At 62.8% G+C, this 16,930-nt stretch carries 16 protein-coding genes; 9 read left to right on the plus strand and 7 right to left on the minus strand.

Features of this window, described 5'->3' with window-relative positions; all coding sequences use genetic code 11:
• Positions 1–9: 9 nt before the first annotated feature.
• Positions 10–912: a LysR family transcriptional regulator gene (locus tag FJ967_RS21000; RefSeq protein WP_140733731.1), complete on the minus strand. Its 903-nt coding sequence runs from the start codon at positions 910–912 to the stop codon at positions 10–12.
• A gap of 113 nt (positions 913–1,025) precedes the next feature.
• Here FJ967_RS21000 and FJ967_RS21005 point away from each other — a divergent pair, with 113 nt between their 5' ends.
• From FJ967_RS21005 to FJ967_RS21035, 7 genes are all read left to right on the plus strand, one after another.
• Positions 1,026–2,681, plus strand: a complete 1,656-nt coding sequence (locus FJ967_RS21005) for an ABC transporter substrate-binding protein (protein WP_140733732.1) — start codon at positions 1,026–1,028, stop codon at positions 2,679–2,681.
• Between the two features lie 2 nt (positions 2,682–2,683).
• Complete coding sequence (locus tag FJ967_RS21010; RefSeq protein ID WP_140733733.1) at positions 2,684–3,574, plus strand: DUF427 domain-containing protein; 891 nt, start codon at positions 2,684–2,686, stop codon at positions 3,572–3,574.
• A gap of 83 nt (positions 3,575–3,657) precedes the next feature.
• Complete coding sequence (locus FJ967_RS21015; RefSeq protein ID WP_140733734.1) at positions 3,658–4,422, plus strand: SDR family oxidoreductase; 765 nt, start codon at positions 3,658–3,660, stop codon at positions 4,420–4,422.
• 453 nt (positions 4,423–4,875) lie between these two features.
• Positions 4,876–5,850, plus strand: a complete 975-nt coding sequence (locus FJ967_RS21020; RefSeq protein WP_140733735.1) for an ABC transporter substrate-binding protein — start codon at positions 4,876–4,878, stop codon at positions 5,848–5,850.
• Positions 5,851–5,928: 78 nt separating this feature from the next.
• Positions 5,929–7,008 carry a glycine betaine/L-proline ABC transporter ATP-binding protein gene (locus FJ967_RS21025; protein WP_140733736.1) on the plus strand — a complete coding sequence of 360 codons (1,080 nt, stop codon included), beginning with the start codon at positions 5,929–5,931 and terminating at the stop codon, positions 7,006–7,008.
• Positions 7,005–8,984, plus strand: coding sequence for an ABC transporter permease subunit (locus FJ967_RS21030; RefSeq protein WP_140733737.1), 1,980 nt, complete (start codon positions 7,005–7,007; stop codon positions 8,982–8,984). The genes FJ967_RS21025 and FJ967_RS21030 overlap by 4 nt, the downstream gene beginning before the upstream one ends.
• Positions 8,985–9,055: 71 nt before the next feature.
• Complete coding sequence (locus FJ967_RS21035) at positions 9,056–9,865, plus strand: hypothetical protein (protein ID WP_140733738.1); 810 nt, start codon at positions 9,056–9,058, stop codon at positions 9,863–9,865.
• Between the two features lie 186 nt (positions 9,866–10,051).
• Here FJ967_RS21035 and FJ967_RS21040 read toward each other — a convergent pair whose 3' ends face one another.
• On the minus strand, positions 10,052–11,410 hold the full coding sequence (locus FJ967_RS21040) for an NAD(P)/FAD-dependent oxidoreductase (RefSeq protein ID WP_140733739.1): 1,359 nt from the start codon (positions 11,408–11,410) through the stop codon (positions 10,052–10,054).
• Entirely contained in the window at positions 11,407–11,622 is a 216-nt protein-coding gene (locus FJ967_RS21045; protein WP_140733740.1) for a hypothetical protein, read from the minus strand. Before FJ967_RS21045 ends, FJ967_RS21040 begins: the two co-directional genes overlap by 4 nt.
• A gap of 50 nt (positions 11,623–11,672) precedes the next feature.
• Here FJ967_RS21045 and FJ967_RS21050 point away from each other — a divergent pair, with 50 nt between their 5' ends.
• Positions 11,673–12,398 carry an XRE family transcriptional regulator gene (locus tag FJ967_RS21050; RefSeq protein ID WP_140733741.1) on the plus strand — a complete coding sequence of 242 codons (726 nt, stop codon included), beginning with the start codon at positions 11,673–11,675 and terminating at the stop codon, positions 12,396–12,398.
• Between the two features lie 165 nt (positions 12,399–12,563).
• Here FJ967_RS21050 and FJ967_RS21055 read toward each other — a convergent pair whose 3' ends face one another.
• The 4 genes from FJ967_RS21055 to FJ967_RS21070 are packed head-to-tail and all read right to left on the minus strand — an operon-like array spanning position 12,564 to position 16,347.
• On the minus strand, positions 12,564–13,604 hold the full coding sequence (locus FJ967_RS21055; protein ID WP_140733742.1) for a DUF3445 domain-containing protein: 1,041 nt from the start codon (positions 13,602–13,604) through the stop codon (positions 12,564–12,566).
• A 9-nt stretch (positions 13,605–13,613) separates the two neighbouring features.
• Entirely contained in the window at positions 13,614–14,579 is a 966-nt protein-coding gene (locus FJ967_RS21060) for a PDR/VanB family oxidoreductase (RefSeq protein ID WP_140733743.1), read from the minus strand.
• Positions 14,576–15,172, minus strand: coding sequence for a dimethylamine monooxygenase subunit DmmA family protein (locus tag FJ967_RS21065; protein WP_140733744.1), 597 nt, complete (start codon positions 15,170–15,172; stop codon positions 14,576–14,578). Before FJ967_RS21065 ends, FJ967_RS21060 begins: the two co-directional genes overlap by 4 nt.
• A gap of 41 nt (positions 15,173–15,213) precedes the next feature.
• Positions 15,214–16,347 carry an aminomethyltransferase family protein gene (locus tag FJ967_RS21070; protein WP_140733745.1) on the minus strand — a complete coding sequence of 378 codons (1,134 nt, stop codon included), beginning with the start codon at positions 16,345–16,347 and terminating at the stop codon, positions 15,214–15,216.
• A gap of 288 nt (positions 16,348–16,635) precedes the next feature.
• Here FJ967_RS21070 and FJ967_RS21075 point away from each other — a divergent pair, with 288 nt between their 5' ends.
• Positions 16,636–16,923, plus strand: coding sequence for a hypothetical protein (locus FJ967_RS21075; protein WP_140733746.1), 288 nt, complete (start codon positions 16,636–16,638; stop codon positions 16,921–16,923).
• Positions 16,924–16,930 lie beyond the last annotated feature (7 nt).

Here is a 16,930-nt window from a genome sequence, read left to right on the forward strand (position 1 = left end):
GCACGCGGGTCAAATCCGGCCGTCCATGCCGAGGGAGCGGTCTCCCTCCGAAAAGCCGTGATCATCCGTCCAGTCCGACGCAAGCCTGCGCAACCCGGTCAACGCGACATCGAGCACATCCGACGAGGCGGGGTTCGCGGGATAAGCGAGATAGATCGGCCGTTGAAACACCGGCGCATCCGCGATGCGGCGCATCTCGCCGCGCTCGAGATGACCGCTGACGGCGCTGAGCGGCAGATAGGCGGCGGCGTGCTGCGACAGGACATGCTGCAGGCCGATGAAGACCAGCCCCGCCGAGATGGCCGGTTTGACCATGCCGGCGAAGGCCCGGTCATGCTCGATGCGGAATTCGAGCCCCCAGTCCATCAGCATGTAGTTCTCGGTCCAGGGTTTCGTCTGCGCGGCATGCTGGACGAGGACAACCTGGTCGACGGCCAGCGTCTCGTAGACGATGCCGGGATGCGGCCGCGGCAGATAGAGGATGCAGATGTCGAGCAGGCCTTCCGACAGCTGGTCTATTGCCTGGTCGGGAAAACTTCCTTCCAGCCGCAGCGCCACGTTGGGCCTCCTGGCCCGCATCCACTCGACCCATGGCGAGGTGATGCGTTCCCACAGATAGGCGGGCGCGGTGAAGCGCAGAAGCGTTTCATAGCCATCGGGAACAGCGATGTCCTGCCTCGATTGTTCCCAGGTGCGGGTGATCGACGCGGCATGCGGCAGGAACTGGCGGCCGGCCGGCGTCAGCGTGACACCGTCGCGGTCCCTGACGAAAAGCCGGCGCCCCAACTGTTCCTCCAGGCCGCGAATCCGGGCGCTGACGGTGGACTGCGCGAGATTGAGCCGGCTGGCGGCGACCGTGAAGGAGCCATGCTCGGCGACCTCGAGGAAGCTGCGCAGGTTTTCGGTATCCATACTTCACCTCGTGCATCGAAAATTTCGATGGCAGCCGCCAAAAAATATCGCTTTTCGCCGGCGGTCAACGGTGTCCTAGTGAGCCAGCCCCGCGACAAGCAAGGAATGCCGCCATGCCACAGCGCCTCAGCTTCATCGACAGCGTTCGCAGACAACTCGGCCAAATCGAAAATTCCGCTGTCGATGAATTGCTGGCCGGCCGGATCGGACGGCGCGACTTCCTGCGCCACGGCAGCGTGCTTGGCCTGTCGCTGCCCCTGCTCGGCGGCATCCTTGGCGCCGCGGGTTTCGAACCGCAGCAAGCCCGCGCCGAGGGCAAGCCGGGCGGCACGGTGCGCGCCGGCGTGGCGACGCCCGGCGGCGCCATCGACCCCGTCACCTTCTACGACAGCGGCAGCTACCAGCTGGTTTTCCAGACCGCCGAATTCCTGTGCGTGACCCAGCCCGACCTGACCCTGAAACCGGTTCTGGCGGAAAGCTGGTCGCCGAACGAGGATGGCAGCGTATGGACCTTCAAGCTGCGCAAGGGCGTGAAGTTCCACAATGGCGAGGACTTCAAGGCCGACGACGTCGTCGCGACCTTCGATCGGCTGGCGGATCCGAACGGCGCCTCCAATGCGCTCTCGGTGTTCAAGGGCCTGCTGTCGAAGGGCGGCACGCGCAAGGTCGACGAACACACCGTCGCCTTCCATCTCGACGCACCGAACGGCAGCTTTCCCTATTCGGTGTCGATCGACAATTACAACGCCGTCATCCTGCCGGCGAGCTATAAGGGCGATTACGAAAAGACCTTCGAAGGCACCGGGCCGTTCCGGCTGGAGAGCTACACGCCGAAGGTCGGCGCGAGCTTCGTGCGCAATCCCGATTATTGGGGCGAGAAAGCCCTGCCCGACCGGGTCGAATTCAAGTTCTACGGCGACGTGCAGCCGCGTATCCTGGCGCTTCAGGCCGGCGAAGTGGATATTCTCGATGCCGTCCCGCTCGATGTCAGCCAGGTGGTACTGAACAGCCCCGACATCACGGTGCTGCGCGTCGCCTCGACGGCGCATCGCCAGCTCCATATGCGCTGCGACATGGCGCCCTTCACCGACAAGCGCGTGCGCCAGGCGCTGGCGCTCTCGATCGACCGCTCCAAGCTGGTTGATGGTCTGTGCCGGGGCATGGCGGCGACCGGCAATGACAGCCCGTTTGCGCCTGCTTTCCCGGCCACAGACAAATCGGTACCGCAGCGTGCGCAGGACATCGCCAGGGCCAAGCAATTGATGGAGGCGGCCGGCCTTGCCGGCGGCTTCGACGTTACGCTGACGACGCTGCGTTACTCCGACATTCCGGGCTACGCGCAATTGTTCCAGAACTTCGCCAAGGAGATCGGCGCCCGCATCTCGCTCAACATCGAGGATCAGGACAAATATTACGGCAAGGCGGTGTTCGGTCAGTCGGATTGGCTGGACAGCCCGCTCGGCATCACCGACTACGCGCACCGCAGCGTGCCGAACGTCTTTTTGAAGAGCCCGCTGGTCAGCGACGGTCCTTGGAACGCGGCGCATTTCAAGAGCCCCGCCTATGACGGCATGGTCACCGCCTATCTCAAGGCGCTCGACATAGGCGCGCAGCGTTCTGCCGCGTCCGACATCCAGAAATTGCTGCTCGACGAGACCCCGGTGATCTTCAGCTATTTCCCGGACCTGCTGGTGCCGGTGCGCAAGAATGTCAGCGGCCTGCCGCCGATCGCCGCCGGGCTGCTGCTCGACCGGGTATCGATAGGTTGATCATGGCCGCGCGCAAGAACCTGGCCGCTAACGACGAGAAGAGGACGACCACCATTCGCAAGCGTCATTTGCGCGGTCGCGGACCGCATTTCCCCCTGCTCGACGCCATCGTGCAGTATGAGTCCGAGCCCGGCTATGTCGCCTTCACCATGCCGATGCAGAAGCGGCTTCGCGTGCAGGTGGGATCGATGATCGTCGCCGACACGACCAAGGCACTGGTGCTCTACGAGAGCGACCATCTGCCGGTCTACTATTTCCCGATGAGCGACGTGCGCGAGGAGTTCCTGCTGCCGAGCACGACGACCACTGAAAGCCCGTTCAAGGGCGTTGCCACGCACTATTCCTTGAACACTGGCATCACGCTGGTCGAGGACGCCGCTTGGCGCTACCCCGATCCGGTCAAGGGATCGCCAGACCTCTCCGGCTATATGTCCTTCTACTGGCCCAAGATGACGCACTGGTACGAGGAGGACGAGGAGATCTTCGTCCATGCCCGCGATCCGTTCCGCCGTGTCGATTGCCTGCCCTCTTCGCGGCGGGTGCAGGTCATCCTCGACGGCGAGCAGGTCGCCGATTCACGGCGCGGCGTGTTCCTGTTCGAGACCGGCCATCCGGTGCGGCACTATCTGCCGATCTCGGATACACGGCTCGATATGTTTTCGCCAAGCCGCTACATCTCGCGCTGCCCCTACAAGGGCATTTCCAACTACTACCACGTGACCACCGCCAAGAAGCGCCACGAGAACATGGTCTGGTATTATCCAGAACCGGTCCATGAAGCAGAACGCATCAAGGGGCTGGTCTGCTTTCATCACGAACTGGTCGACAAGATCCTGGTCGACGGCGTCGAAATCCCGAAGGAAGCGACCGCGGCCTCGGATGGGTATTTCTGAGCGACGGCTATCGGTCAGGCGCGCGGCGCTTGATCGAGGTAGCGCGTAATGCATACCTTCCCTCGATCAGGGAGGGGCAATCGATGGATCTTTTCAAACTCAACGGCGATGTCGCGCTGGTCACCGGCGCCGGCAGCGGCATCGGTCAGGCAATCGCGATCGGACTGGCCGAGGCAGGCGCCGATGTCGCCTGTTTTGGCCATGCGTCGAAGGGCGGGCTCGACGAAACGGCGCACCGGATCACCGCCCTTGGCCGCAAGGCCCTGGTGCTGACCGGCACGGTGACGTCGGAGCACGATCTGGCAACGGCGATGGACCGCGTCGAGGCAGAGCTCGGGGCGCTGACCGTCGCCGTCAACAATGCCGGCATTGCCGGGTCGGAGCCGGCCGAAAAGCTGTCGCTGCAGACATGGCAGAAGGTGCACGAGGTCAATGTCGCCGGCGTGTTCCTGTCCTGCCAGGCCGAAGCGCGCAAGATGCTGGCGCGGCGCAAGGGCTCGATCATCAACATCGCCTCCATGTCCGGGACCATCGTCAACCGCGGGCTGACGCAGGCGCACTACAATTCCTCTAAGGCCGCCGTCATCCACATGTCGAAGAGCCTGGCCATGGAATGGGCCGACCGAGGGTTGCGCGTCAACGTCGTCAGTCCCGGCTACACGCTGACGCCGATGAACAAACGGCCGGAGGTGGCGGAAGAGGTAAAGATCTTCAAGCGAGACACGCCATTGGGGCGCATGGCGGCGCCGGAAGAAATGGTCGGGCCGACAGTGTTCCTGGCCAGCCGCGCCTCGAGCTTCGTCACCGGTCTCGACCTGATCGTCGATGGTGGTTTCGTCTGCTGGTAGGCGGCACGGTTGGCGGCGGATGCGAGGCTTCGCCTGCAGTCTGAAATTCGCCGGATGCCTGGCGTTAGCCGTTGCGCGGGATGAACCTTGGTATATATAATTTCATCCTATGAAACGGCGCTGGCGGGATGGGGCTTTGCCAGGTCGACAGCTGAGAGCAATTCCACCGGAAATGCTCTGGATCATGGGACCTTGATGGCTGGCACCTCGCAGGGCGCAACAGGACTGGCGATCGATCCGCGGATGATCGCTTCCGCAGCGATCCGTCGTCCATGACACTGGCCGCTCAAGCAGCGTCCGTAACGACCGAAATCGAGCATCAACACGCCTGCGCCGACCATTGCCCGCCGGCGTCAACGGCCTTGCGCAACAGCCAGCCTTTCCAACACAATCAAGAAAAGACGCAAGAAGGGAACGACCAATAACCGTCACAGCTTGAAGGAGAACCAAGCAATGCCATTTCGCAGTGTGATTTCGAAATTCTCAATGGGAGCCCTGGCTCTTGCCGCCGCAAGCGCCTTCACGCCGATGGCCCAGGCTGCGGCGCCCGAATCCAACGACCCGATCAAGATCGCGCTGTTCGACTGGACCAGCGTCAACCTCAACGCCAAGATCCTCGGCGGCATCCTGGAAAAGCTCGGCTACACCGTCGAATACCCGACCGCGGACTACCTCTCCAGCCTGACCACCGGTCTGACCAATGGCGACCTCGATGTCGGCCTGGAATTCTGGGACACCACCGCCGGCGAAGCGATGAAGGCGTCCGACGCCACCGGCCAGACCGAACGGCTGGGTAAGCTTGGTCCCAAGGCCAAGGAGGAATGGTGGTTTCCCGAATATATGAAGGAAAAGTGCCCCGGCCTGCCCAATTGGGAAGCGCTGAAGGATCCGAAATGCGCCGAGGCCTTTTCGACGGCCGAGACGGCGCCGAAGGGGCGCTATCTCGGCGGTCCGGTGACCTGGGAAGGCTTTGACGACGAACGCGTCGAGGCGCTGAAGCTGCCCTTCACCGTCATCCATGCCGGCACCGATGCAGCGATGTTCGCCGAACTGGACTCGGCCTATCAGCGCAAGGCGCCGATCATGCTGTGGATCTATTCTCCGCACTGGGCGCCCGCCAAGTACAAGGGCGAATGGGTTGAATTCCCCGAATATACGCCCGAATGCTACAACGACCCGAAATGGGGCGTGAACCCGGACGCCAAATATGATTGCGGCAAGCCGCATGGCGAAATCTGGAAGTATGCCTGGAACGGCATGAAGGACAAATGGCCGGTCGCCTACAAGGTGGCCAAAGCCTACACGATCGACACCGACGAGCTCAACAAGATGAGCGGCGAGGTCGACCTCGACGGCAAATCGCCTGAGGATGTCGCCGCCGCCTGGATCGCCGCCCACGAGGCAGACTGGAAAGCCTGGGCGCAGTGAAGGTTCCGACTGGAAAATGCGAGACCCGGCTGTTGGGCAGCCGGGTCTCAAGTCTTGATGCTCCAGAAGGACGACTGAATGACGGAAATGATTGAACAGGCATCAAGCGCGGCGGGAAAAGATGCCCGCCCGGTAAAACTTGCCTGCCGCAATGTGTGGAAGCTGTTCGGCGCGAACGCGGCCAAATTCATCGGCGAGCGCGACGGCAAGGCCAGCATGGCGGACGTGGCCGCGGCCGGGCTGGTCGGCGCGGTGCGCGCCGTCGACCTCGAAATCCGCCAGGGCGAGATCTTCATCATCATGGGCCTGTCCGGCTCCGGCAAGTCGACGCTGGTGCGCTGCATGTCGCGGCTGGTCGAGCCGAGCCACGGCAAGGTCGAGTTCGAAGGCAACGACCTGCTCAAGATCTCGGACGCGGCGCTGATCGAGCTCAGGCGCCACCGCATGGGCATGGTATTCCAGAATTTCGCGCTGCTGCCTCATCTCAACGTGCTCGACAACATCGCCTTTCCGCTCAGCATCCAGGGACAGGACCGCGCGACGCGCGAGGCACGCGCCCGCGAGGTCATCGAACTCGTCGGCCTGCGGGGCCGCGAGCATTTCTATCCGCGCGAGTTATCCGGCGGCCAGCAGCAGCGCGTCGGCATCGCCCGCAGCCTCGCGACCAAACCGGAGATCTGGTTCCTCGACGAGCCGTTCTCGGCGCTCGACCCGCTGATCCGGCGTGAAATGCAGGATGAGTTGATGCGGCTGCAGACCATGCTGCACAAGACCATCGTCTTCATCACCCATGATTTCGACGAGGCGATCAGGCTCGCCGACCGCATCGCCATCATGAAGGACGGCGAGGTCATCCAGATCGGCACGCCGGAACAGCTGGTGGTCGATCCGGCGACCGACTATGTCGCCGAGTTCACCCGCGACGTCGACCGCGCCAAGGTGATTTCGGCGCGCAGCCTAATGCGCGCCTGCGAGGGCGCCGAGCATGGCGGCACGGTGGCGCCCGAGGCCAAGATATCAAGCTTTTCGGCCGAGATCGTCACCGCCGGCAAACCGTTCGCGGTGGTCAACGGAACCGGCAAGCCAATCGGCGAGGTGACGCCGCAAGCGGTGATCGACCTTTTGGCCGGCATCGAGCGGCCGAGGGCCGGCGCGTGACGGTGACGGCCAGCGCCAGCGAGCAAAGGCCTCCGCTTCAGCGATGGCTTGTGATCTGGGCGGTGGCACTCGCCGCCGTGCTCGTCGTGTTCCTGATGCAGGACACTTTCCCCTGGGCGGTGAACTATCCGGCCAGCGCGGTTGTGCCGGTTTCCGATTGGGTCAGCGCGCTGATGGTCTGGATCAAGTCGAACCTGTCGTGGCTGACGCGCTCGATCACCGCGGTGCTCGGTGTGCCGCTCGATTTCGCGCTCAATCTTCTGGCCAAGAATTTCAAGATCGGCCACGGCGCCGAGGCCTTCACGCTGCCGCGCCTGTCCTGGGTCGGCGTCTGCGCCGCCGCCTTCCTTGCCGGATACGCGGCCGGCGGGCGGAAGCTTAGCCTGCTCGTGGGCGGCTGTTTCCTCTACATCGCTTTGTTCGGCCAATGGACCAGCGCCATGCTGACCCTGGCGCTGATCTCCATCGCGGTGCCGTTCTGCATCCTCACCGGTCTGTTCGTCGGCATCTGGGGTTGGCGCAAGCCTTGGGCCGAAAGGCTGGTCGTCTCCCCTGCCCTCGACCTGATGCAGACCATCCCGACCTTTGCCTATCTCATCCCGATGCTGCTCCTGTTCGGCAACAGCCCGGTCTCCGCGATGATCGCCACCGCCATCTTCGCCACGCCGCCAATGGTGCGGGCGACGATGCTCGGCCTCAATCGCGTGCCGCTGGAGATCGGCGAATTCAGCGACATGGCCGGCTGCACGGCGCGGCAGAAACTGTGGCGGGTGCTGTTGCCCTCGGCGCGGCCGACGCTGATGGTCGGCGTCAACCAGGTGATCATGCTGGCGCTCAACATGGTGATCATCGCCTCGATGATCGGCGCCGGCGGCCTGGGCTACGACGTGCTTCTGGCGCTGCGCGCGCTGAAGGTCGGCGAAGCCATGGAGGCCGGCCTCGCCATCGTCGCGCTGGCCATCGCGCTCGACCGGCTGAGTCAGGCCATCGCGCATAAGCAAGCCAAGGGTAGAGTCCATCAGGAGGCCAATGCAGGCCTCTGGCGACGCTATCCCAACCTGACCTTGGCCATTGCCGTCCTTGGCGTCACCACGCTGCTCGGCCTGTTCGTGCCGGCCTTCGCGGCGGTGCCGAAGGCAATCACCTTCACCACGGCACCGCTGTGGAAGGCGGCGGTGAACTGGGTGACGATCAACTTCTTCGACACGATCGAGGCGTTCCGCGTGGCGCTGATCCTCAACGTGCTCAACCCGCTGCGCGCCTTCTGCGAGGGCTTTCCGTGGCTGGGCGCGGTGTTCCTGCTCGGCCTTGCCGGCTATCAGCTCTCAGGCCTGCGGCTGGCAGCGCTGGTGGCGGCACTTACGGCCTTCTGCGCCATCACCGGCCTGTGGGAAAAGACCATGGCGACCGTCTATCTCTGCGGCATCTCGGCCTTCATCGCTTGCCTGATCGGCATTCCGATCGGATTGATGGCGGCACGCAGCGACCGCTTCGAAAAGGTGATCACGCCTATCATCGACACGCTGCAGGTGCTGCCGTCCTTCTGCTTCATCATCCCGGTGGTGATGCTGTTCCGGGTCGGCGACGTCACCGCCATGATCGCCACGGTCGCTTTCGCCGTGGTGCCGGCCATCCGCTACACCAACCATGGCATCCGTCAGGTGCCGCCGGCGCTGATCGAGGCCGCGAAGGTCTCCGGTTGCACGCCGCGACAGACCTTTTTTCGCGTGCAATTGCCGCTGGCGCTTCCCGAAATCATGCTCGGCGTCAACCAGACCATCCTGATGGCGCTGGCGATGGTGATCATCTGCGCCATGGTCGGAACGCGCGACCTCGGCCAGGAAGTGTTCATCGCGCTGTCCAAGGCCGATTCCGGGCGCGGCATCGTCGCCGGCCTGGCCATCGCCTTCATCGGCATCGTCGCCGACCGGCTGTTCAGCGCCTGGACAGCGAAGGCTCGAGCGAAGCTTGGGTAGCTCTTGATTTGGTCCAATTCCAGACGGAATAGCGCTTCACATTTTCCTGCAATTGCCGAGGCTGATGCCAGATGTCCGAGCCGGGCGAGCCGCCCTTCACCGTCCTCGTCTTCGACATGGCCAGAACCGGCGAGCCGGACGGCGAGCACATGGTGTCCGGCTTTGAGACGGTGGACGCCGCGACATCCTACGCGATCGCCAGGGTTCGCGCCTCGGTCGAGGAACTGCGCAAGCCTGGCATAGCAGCCGCCGAGCTAAAGCGGCTTTGGCACATCTATGGCGAGGACTGCTCGGTGCTGAACGCCGGTGTGCGCGGCAGCGATCTTCTCGACGACTTCATCGCGACGCCGGCAACGCCGACCGAATGCGGCTGGCGAGTGCTGGCGCCAAGGCTGCGCCGCTTCCGCGCCTCGCTGCTGATCTCCAACGACAAGGACGAGTCCGTTTGGTGCGGCGGCTTTTTCCGCTCGACCTATCGGCTGTCGCGGGACGGGCTGCTCGCTCGCTTTCGTGACGATGCTGTCGAAGCGTTCAAGGCCAGGAACATCGAACCGGCGGAACCGACGAAGCTCACGGTCGCCAATTACTTCGAGCTTCCCGATCCGCCGTATCCGCCGCCCGGCAGCGCCCTGCGATCCTGGAAGGTGGAAGTCGGCTTCGTCTGTCACGACGTAAAATTCGGCGGCGACGCAAGCGGCGTTTTCGCATGGCCGCAAGAACCAAGCGACTGGGCGCTCAGAACCATGCGGTTCCTGCTGATGGCCGACATGATGGCGATGCGCGGCGACGGCCCGGACTGGGCCAATGACTGCGACGTGCTCAGTTCCAAAGTGACGGAGACGGACACGGCTCCGGACTATCCGCTGGACCTGGTGCCGTAGAATCAAGAAGTCGGATCAGTCCACCATCTGGCACTGGAGCCAACTTTTCCACGCCGTCATCCTCGGGCTCTGTCCCGAGGATCTACCGGCTTCTCAAACCTGATCGCGCCAAACTCCAGCTGGACGGCAGATTCTCGGGACAAAGCCCGAGAATGACGCAGGTTGGCGGTGCCTCATCATCATGGCCTACTCGGCCGCGACGCCCTTCACCTCGAGATAGCTTTCCATGGAGTCGTCCAGCGCCTGCAGCCACGGCGTATGGTGCAGCGGCGCCATGGTGCCGGTCATCAGCGAGCGGTAGGCATGATCGCGGAAGCTCATAATGTCTTCCGCCTTGTGGTGCTCCCATTCCATGAAGGTCTGGTTGACGGCCTCGACATCGAAACCGGGATAGTCGGTCTGGTCCATGAGTTCCTTGGTATAGTCGCCCTGGAACCAGATCATCTGCTCGGCGTCTTCCAGTGTCTCTTCACGCGCCCGCCATTTGGCGCCGTGCTCGGCCATGGCCTGGGCCGACGGCAGTTTGATGCGGCCCATGATGACGTCGCGCGCGAACCAGGCCTGCGCGTCGAACATGTTGAAGGTGTAGAACTGATCCTGCATGCCGATATAGGACAGTTTCGGGTTCTTCTCCCAGACGACGCCCTCATAGAGCTGATCGGGCCACATGCGGTTGGCGGTCTTGAGCTTCAGATCGTCGGTCAGGAACGGGAAGGAGTGGAGGTAGCCGGTGCACAGGATGATGGCGTCGACGTCCTTGGTGGTGCCATCCTTGAAGTGCGCGGTCTTGCCGACGACCTTCTGCAGCAGCGGCACTTCCTTCCAGTTCTCCGGCCATTTGAAGCCCATCGGCTTGGAGCGGTAGCTGGAGGTGATCGACTTGGCGCCGTATTTGTAGCACTGCGAACCGATGTCCTCGGCCGAATAGGAACGGCCGATGATCAGTATGTCCTTGCCCTTGAACTCCATCGCATCGCGAAAATCGTGGCTGTGCAGGATGCGGCCGTTGAAGGTGGAAAAGCCCTCGAAATAGGGAACGTTGGGCACGGAGAAATGTCCGGACGCGACGACGACATTGTCGAATTCTTCCGAATAGGTGACGTCGTTGGTGCGGTCATGCGCGGTGACGGTGAACTTCTTGGTCTCGTCCGAGAACGTCACCATGCGCACCGGGCTGTTGAAGCGCACCCATTTGCGCAGGCCCGACTTTTCGACGCGGCCCTTGATGTAGTCCCACAGCACGGCGCGTGGCGGGTAGGAGCCGATCGGCCGGCCGAAATGCTCCTCGAACGTGTAATCGGCGAACTCCAGACATTCCTTCGGCCCGTTCGACCAGAGGTAGCGGTACATCGAACCGTGCACGGGATCGCCATGCTCGTCGAGGCCGGTGCGCCAGGTGTAGTTCCACAGGCCGCCCCAATCCGACTGCTTCTCGAAGCAGACGATCTCGGGAATCTCGGCGCCCTTGTCGGCTGCCGACTTGAAGGCCCTGAGTTGTGCCAGACCGGACGGTCCGGCTCCGATGACGGCGACGCGAGTTTTCATTTCCGGGCCTCCACTTTTTTGATTTCCCCAGCGAAACAAATTTCACTGACAGGGACAGTAATTGGCCGTTTGGTGCTGTCAACCGACATCTGCGGCAACAGCGTTTGCGCGCAACGGATTCCCGGCGAAAAACCCGCAATGACGGCAGCAACCGGGTCGAGGCATGCGACACAAGACGGCTTGCCGTAGCGGTTGCGCTCCTGTATCGCCACCTGACATGTTCACCTCAGGTGAAATAAATCTTCACGGGTTCGGGGGCGAGATGGCGAAGAAAATTTCCGACTCCAAGGCTGGCTCCGCGCCTGCCGGGGCAAAGGCCAAGCCGCTGCCGAAGGTGTCGGCCGATGGCAAGACCATCCGGGCGCCGTTGACGCAGAACCCGCATGCCATCCGCGACACGCGTGAAAAGGTGCTGGAGGTCGCGATCGGGCGCGAGGTTCGCGCCTTCCGCAAGAAACTCGGCATCACCGTCGCCGATCTCGCCGTCGCCACCGATATTTCGCTGGGCATGCTGTCGAAGATCGAAAACGGCATCACCTCACCGTCGCTGACCACCTTGCAGGCGCTGTCGCGGGCGCTGGGCGTTCCGGTCACCGCCTTCTTCCGCCGCTTCGAGGAAGAGCGCAGCGCCGTCTTCGTCAAGGCCGGCCAGGGCCTCGACGTCGAGCGCCGCGGCACGCGCGCCGGACATCAATACAATCTGCTCGGCCATATCGGCTCCAACACCAGCGGCGTCGTCGTCGAACCCTATCTGATCACGCTGACCGAAGACTCGGACGTGTTCCCGACTTTCCAGCACGAGGGCATGGAGTTCCTCTATATGCTGGAGGGCGAAGTGGTCTACCGGCACGGCAGCAACCTTTACCCGATGAAGCCCGGCGACAGCCTGTTCTTCGATGCGGATGCCCCGCATGGGCCGGAGCAACTGACGAAACTGCCGATGCGGTATCTGTCGATTATCTGCTATCCGCAGAACAGTGCGGGTTAGTCGGACCGCCGCAACCCCCTCACCCGGATGCCAAGACCGAATTGCGAAGAGCAATTCGGGGCAATCCGACCTCTCCCCGAGGGGAGAGGAGGCTAGCGCCGGTGTTGGCGACCTCTTCTCCCCTCGGGGAGAAGGTGGCCGCGAAGCGGCCGGATGAGGGGGCCTTCAATCCGGCCCAAACCCAGGGCTCGTCGCGCTGCCATCATCCAGCTTCGACAGCCATTCCACCAGTGTCGGCCGATACCGCGTCAAGCCCTTGTAGGTGGCGAGCTCCTCCGGCAAATCGCGGATCACCCGGTGCAGACGCCTTGCCCATTTCGGCTGCGTCACCAGCTCGTCCATCTTGATCAGGTAGCAGCGGATCGGGAAGACGATGCCGTTGGAGCGCGGCAGGCGCCAGAAGCTTTGCAGTTCGACGCGCAGATGCACCTTGTCGCCGACATTTTCGGGCGTGACGGTGGCGCGGTCCGGACCCCATTTGTGATAATTTTCCGGGCTGGTGTCGAGGCGCGGATTGATGGTCATCGTCCAGTTCAGACGCCGCGCCGGCTTGCCCTGCTGGATGTTGGTCAGGAATTTGAGCGCCCTGACGAAAATGCCCTTCTCATGCGCCAGCGGCACCGGTGCGTGCCATTCGAAGAAGTTCATGCCGATATCGAAATCGAGCGACCAGTCGGCCTGGGTGGTGACCATGCCGGCATCCATCCAGAGGTTGCCGTCGCGCTGGTCGAGGATGCAGAAATCGCCCTGGCTCTGGCGGGTGATGTATTCCATCGGGCCATAAGGCAGGGTCGAGGTGTCGCCGAAGGTGAAGGTGTCGTCGATGCCGAGCGGCCGGTTGATCCAGCGCCAGCGGTCGCCGTTTCGCTCCAGCGTGAAATGCTCGGGATAGCCCAGCGCCTGCTGCTCCATCAGAAGCTCGAGCAGGTCCCAGCCGGCCAGCGTCATGTGCGGCAGCGACTGGCAGCGCAGCGGATCCTCGGCCAGCACCAAGGCGCGGTCCTGCATCTCGGCGACATAGTGTTCGTCGACGTCGATCAGGTTTTCCAGCACCGAGCCCTTCGGGCCGACGACATGCGGCTCGATGTTGACCGCGTACATGTAGCTGTCTTCGTGGAATGGGAAGGGAAAGCGCCTGATGTGCTCCGGACTGTTCTTGAAGGTGAAATCGTCGCGGAAGGTTTCCTTGCGAAAGGTGATGCCCATTGACGCCTCCTATCTTTCCAGGACCAGCGATTTGCCCTCGAAACGCGACACGCAGGGCATGATCTTGCAGCCGGAACGATGGTCTTCCTCGCTCAGCCAGTGGTCGTTGTGGATGAACTTGCCGTCGGACGAGATCACGTTGGTCTCGCACTGGCCGCAAACGCCGCCGCGGCAGAGATAGGGCGGGTCAACGCCGGCGGCCTCGATGGCTTCGAGCAAGCTCTGTTGCTCGCCGACGTGAATGGTCTTGCCGCTGACGGCAAGCGTCACGTCGAAAGGCAATCCTGGTTGAGGTGCCGCGAAATGCTCGTAATGCACGGTCTCCGGCGGCCAGCCCAGGCTGGCCGCGCGGTCGCGCACCCAGTTGATCATGCCGGCCGGACCGCAGACATAGAGATGTGTGCCGAGCGGCTGCGTGGACAGCAGCCGGTCGAGGTCGATGCGCTCCTCGCGGTCGTCGTGATAGAGCCGGATGCGCCTGTTGTAGCGTTGCTGAAGGACATCGGCGTAGGTGCCGAGCGAGGCGGTGCGGCAGGTGTAGTGGAGTTCGAAATTGCCGCCCTCGCCAGCCAGTTGCGCGGTCTGCGCCATGAATGGCGTGATGCCGATGCCGCCGGCCAGCATCAGGTGCTTCTTCGCCCTGAGGTCGAGCGAGAACAGGTTGACGGGATAGCTGATCACCATCTCCAGGCCCGGCTTGACCGACCTGTGCATGAACAACGAGCCGCCGCGGCCGACATCGTCGCGCCTGACGGAAATCGTGTATTCGCGCGTGTCGAGCGGCGAGCCCATCAACGAATAGGGGTTGAGCCTCGTGCGTTCGCCGTCGCGCATCTCGACCACGACATGGGCGCCTCCGGAAAAGGTCGGCAGCAACCCGCCGTCGCGGCGACGAAAATGGAAGCGGGTGACCAGTTCGTTGACCGGAACGACGTCGCTGACGACGACATCGAGCTTGGTGGTGCCGGTGCTCATGGGAAGGCCTCCTCGACAGGAGGAATCTCACTGCGATCCTCGGCGTTGATGCACACGCCCTGGAAGGCGGCGAGTCGTCGCGAATAGTGATCGCGCACCAGCAGCAGCAGGCCGCAATGCGAACAGGTCGCGGGCTGCGTCGTCACGTTCTCGGTGATGCCCTTGCAGTGCACGCATTGCATGCGCCGCGCCAGCGAGCCGCGATGCTCGGTCTGCATGGAGGTGTGGTCGATGCCGGCTTCGAGCGCCACCTGCATGGCCTGGCCGATCAGGCCTTCGGTGCCGCTGAGATAAAGACGCAGACCCATATGCGCGTTGGTCAGCGTCTGCTTCAGCCGGGGCAGCAGGCTGGCGAAGGACGGCGCGGCGTGGACTTTTGCCGGCTTCAGCGCCTCGAGGGCAGCAACATGTTTGCCGTCAGGACCGGGAATGAAGACAATCTCGGCACCGTCGAAAAAGCCAGGCGGAGCCGTCTTCGCCATATCGACGATCGCCAGCGCGCCTTCCGCATCGGCGATAAAAAGATGATGCTTGCCGGGCTGCGCGGACAAGGCCCCGTAAATGGGCCGGCTGATGATCGTCTTGGCTGCCATTTCTGTCTGTGTGCCCTAATCCCCTCGCTGCTGATGATGCCTCAACCCTTGGCGGTGCGCTTGGTCTTTTTAGGATCGTCGAAGGGGAGCGGCTGCGCTGTCGCCTTGATGGCACCGCTCTTGTTGCGGATCTCGAGCTTGGTGTCCTTGACCGCGCAATCGACGTCGAGCCGGGCGATGCCCATCGATTTCTTGACCAGCGGCGAATACATGGCGCAGGTCACGACGCCGACCTTTTTGCCGTCGCGATAGACCGGCGCGCCTTCATCGGCCGGCTCCTTGCCGTCGAGCAGGACGCCATAAATCTTGAAGCGCTCCTTGCCCTTCAGGCGGTAGTGTTCCTCGGCGCCGCGGAAACCCGTCTTGCCGGGGCTGACGGTGAAGTCGAGGCCGAGTTCCCACAGCGTGTCGCCGGGACCCTCGTTCTCAAACGGATATTTCTGCGAATTGTCATAGGGATAAAACAGCAGGTAGCTCTCAACGCGCAGCATGTCGAGCGTGGTGAAGCGGCATGGGATGATGCCGGCGCTCTTGCCCTCGTCGAGGATCCTGTCCCAGATCGTGCCGGCATCCTGGCCACGGCAGAAGATCTCGTAGCCGCGCTCGCCGGTATAGCCGGTGCGCGAGATCATCACCGGGAACCCGAAGAGCTGCGTCTGCATGTGGTGGAAATAGTTGAGGTCGCGAATACCCGGCACGTGCTTGGCCAGATAGTCGACAGCGGTCGGCCCCTGCAGCGACAGATCGTGCAGATTGTCGTCGAAGCGCAGCGACACGTCGCGGCCCATCGCCGCCCGCTGCAATTCCTCATGGCCGGTGCCCGAGCCGTGCACCACCATCCAGGCATTCGGTCCCGTGCGATAGAGGATGCAGTCGTCGGTGAACTTCCCCGCTTCGTTCAGCATGCAGGCATAGGCCGATTTGCCGGGATAGATCTTTTCGACGTCGCGCGTGGTGGCAAGGTCGATGAGATGCGAGGCGTGCGGCCCCGTGATGTGGACTTTCTTCAGGCCCGACACGTCCATGAGCCCGGCCTTGGTGCGGATGGCGACATACTCCTCGTCGGCATCCTTGTCGTAGGTCCAGGCGGTGCCCATCCCGCTCCAGTCTTCGAGTTTCGAACCGAGCGCACGATGGCGGTCCGCCAGGGTCGAAAATCTCCAGGATGCCGTCATCCGCTCGTCCTCCGTTCGAAAAATCCCGCTGTTCCCTGCTCCTTTGCCCGAGGCCGGAGCTTTGGATGGAATATTGACCGCAAACGCGGGAAGCCTGCAATCCCCTTGAAGCAAATAATTTCATTGTCAGGCAAAATTGTTCACTCGAAGCGAGCGGTTAACCCAACGTAAATTCGTCTTGACAAGACCAGGATTCGGGCGGAGCTTGTGAAAAAAATTTTACTCTCTTGAAAGAGAGCGGCGGGCGGTGAATTCAGAACCGGGCGTCGGCAAAGAAGGGGAAAACCGATGTCAGACATGCAGCAGCGCATCGAGGCGCTGTACCGTTCCGACGTGCGCGGCTCCGCGCTCCTGATCATCTGCCTTTGGGCGACGATCCTCTTCGTCCTGTTCATGACATGGCCCTACATCCCCCATGGCGGCATCAAGGCCGTCGTGGCGATCGCCGCGTCCTTGGTGCTGATCTTCAACACCGCGGCCATCCTGGCGATGGTCAAGCACTACAAGGAAGACAAGGAGTTCATCTACGGGCTCGACATCAAGAACGCCGACGCGTCCCGCAATCGCAAGGCCTGAGGAGCAC

It is taken from the genome of Mesorhizobium sp. B2-3-4, from assembly GCF_006442315.1.
GTDB lineage: Bacteria > Pseudomonadota > Alphaproteobacteria > Rhizobiales > Rhizobiaceae > Mesorhizobium.

Coding starts and splice junctions, on each gene's coding strand:
- FJ967_RS21000 (WP_140733731.1), bottom strand. CDS start 912: ATGGATACCGAAAACCTGCGCAGCTTCCTCGAGGTCGCCGAGCATGGC.
- FJ967_RS21005 (WP_140733732.1), top strand. CDS start 1,026: ATGCCACAGCGCCTCAGCTTCATCGACAGCGTTCGCAGACAACTCGGC.
- FJ967_RS21010 (WP_140733733.1), top strand. CDS start 2,684: ATGGCCGCGCGCAAGAACCTGGCCGCTAACGACGAGAAGAGGACGACC.
- FJ967_RS21015 (WP_140733734.1), top strand. CDS start 3,658: ATGGATCTTTTCAAACTCAACGGCGATGTCGCGCTGGTCACCGGCGCC.
- FJ967_RS21020 (WP_140733735.1), top strand. CDS start 4,876: ATGCCATTTCGCAGTGTGATTTCGAAATTCTCAATGGGAGCCCTGGCT.
- FJ967_RS21025 (WP_140733736.1), top strand. CDS start 5,929: ATGACGGAAATGATTGAACAGGCATCAAGCGCGGCGGGAAAAGATGCC.
- FJ967_RS21035 (WP_140733738.1), top strand. CDS start 9,056: ATGTCCGAGCCGGGCGAGCCGCCCTTCACCGTCCTCGTCTTCGACATG.
- FJ967_RS21040 (WP_140733739.1), bottom strand. CDS start 11,410: ATGAAAACTCGCGTCGCCGTCATCGGAGCCGGACCGTCCGGTCTGGCA.
- FJ967_RS21050 (WP_140733741.1), top strand. CDS start 11,673: ATGGCGAAGAAAATTTCCGACTCCAAGGCTGGCTCCGCGCCTGCCGGG.
- FJ967_RS21055 (WP_140733742.1), bottom strand. CDS start 13,604: ATGGGCATCACCTTTCGCAAGGAAACCTTCCGCGACGATTTCACCTTC.
- FJ967_RS21060 (WP_140733743.1), bottom strand. CDS start 14,579: ATGAGCACCGGCACCACCAAGCTCGATGTCGTCGTCAGCGACGTCGTT.
- FJ967_RS21065 (WP_140733744.1), bottom strand. CDS start 15,172: ATGGCAGCCAAGACGATCATCAGCCGGCCCATTTACGGGGCCTTGTCC.
- FJ967_RS21070 (WP_140733745.1), bottom strand. CDS start 16,347: ATGACGGCATCCTGGAGATTTTCGACCCTGGCGGACCGCCATCGTGCG.
- FJ967_RS21075 (WP_140733746.1), top strand. CDS start 16,636: ATGTCAGACATGCAGCAGCGCATCGAGGCGCTGTACCGTTCCGACGTG.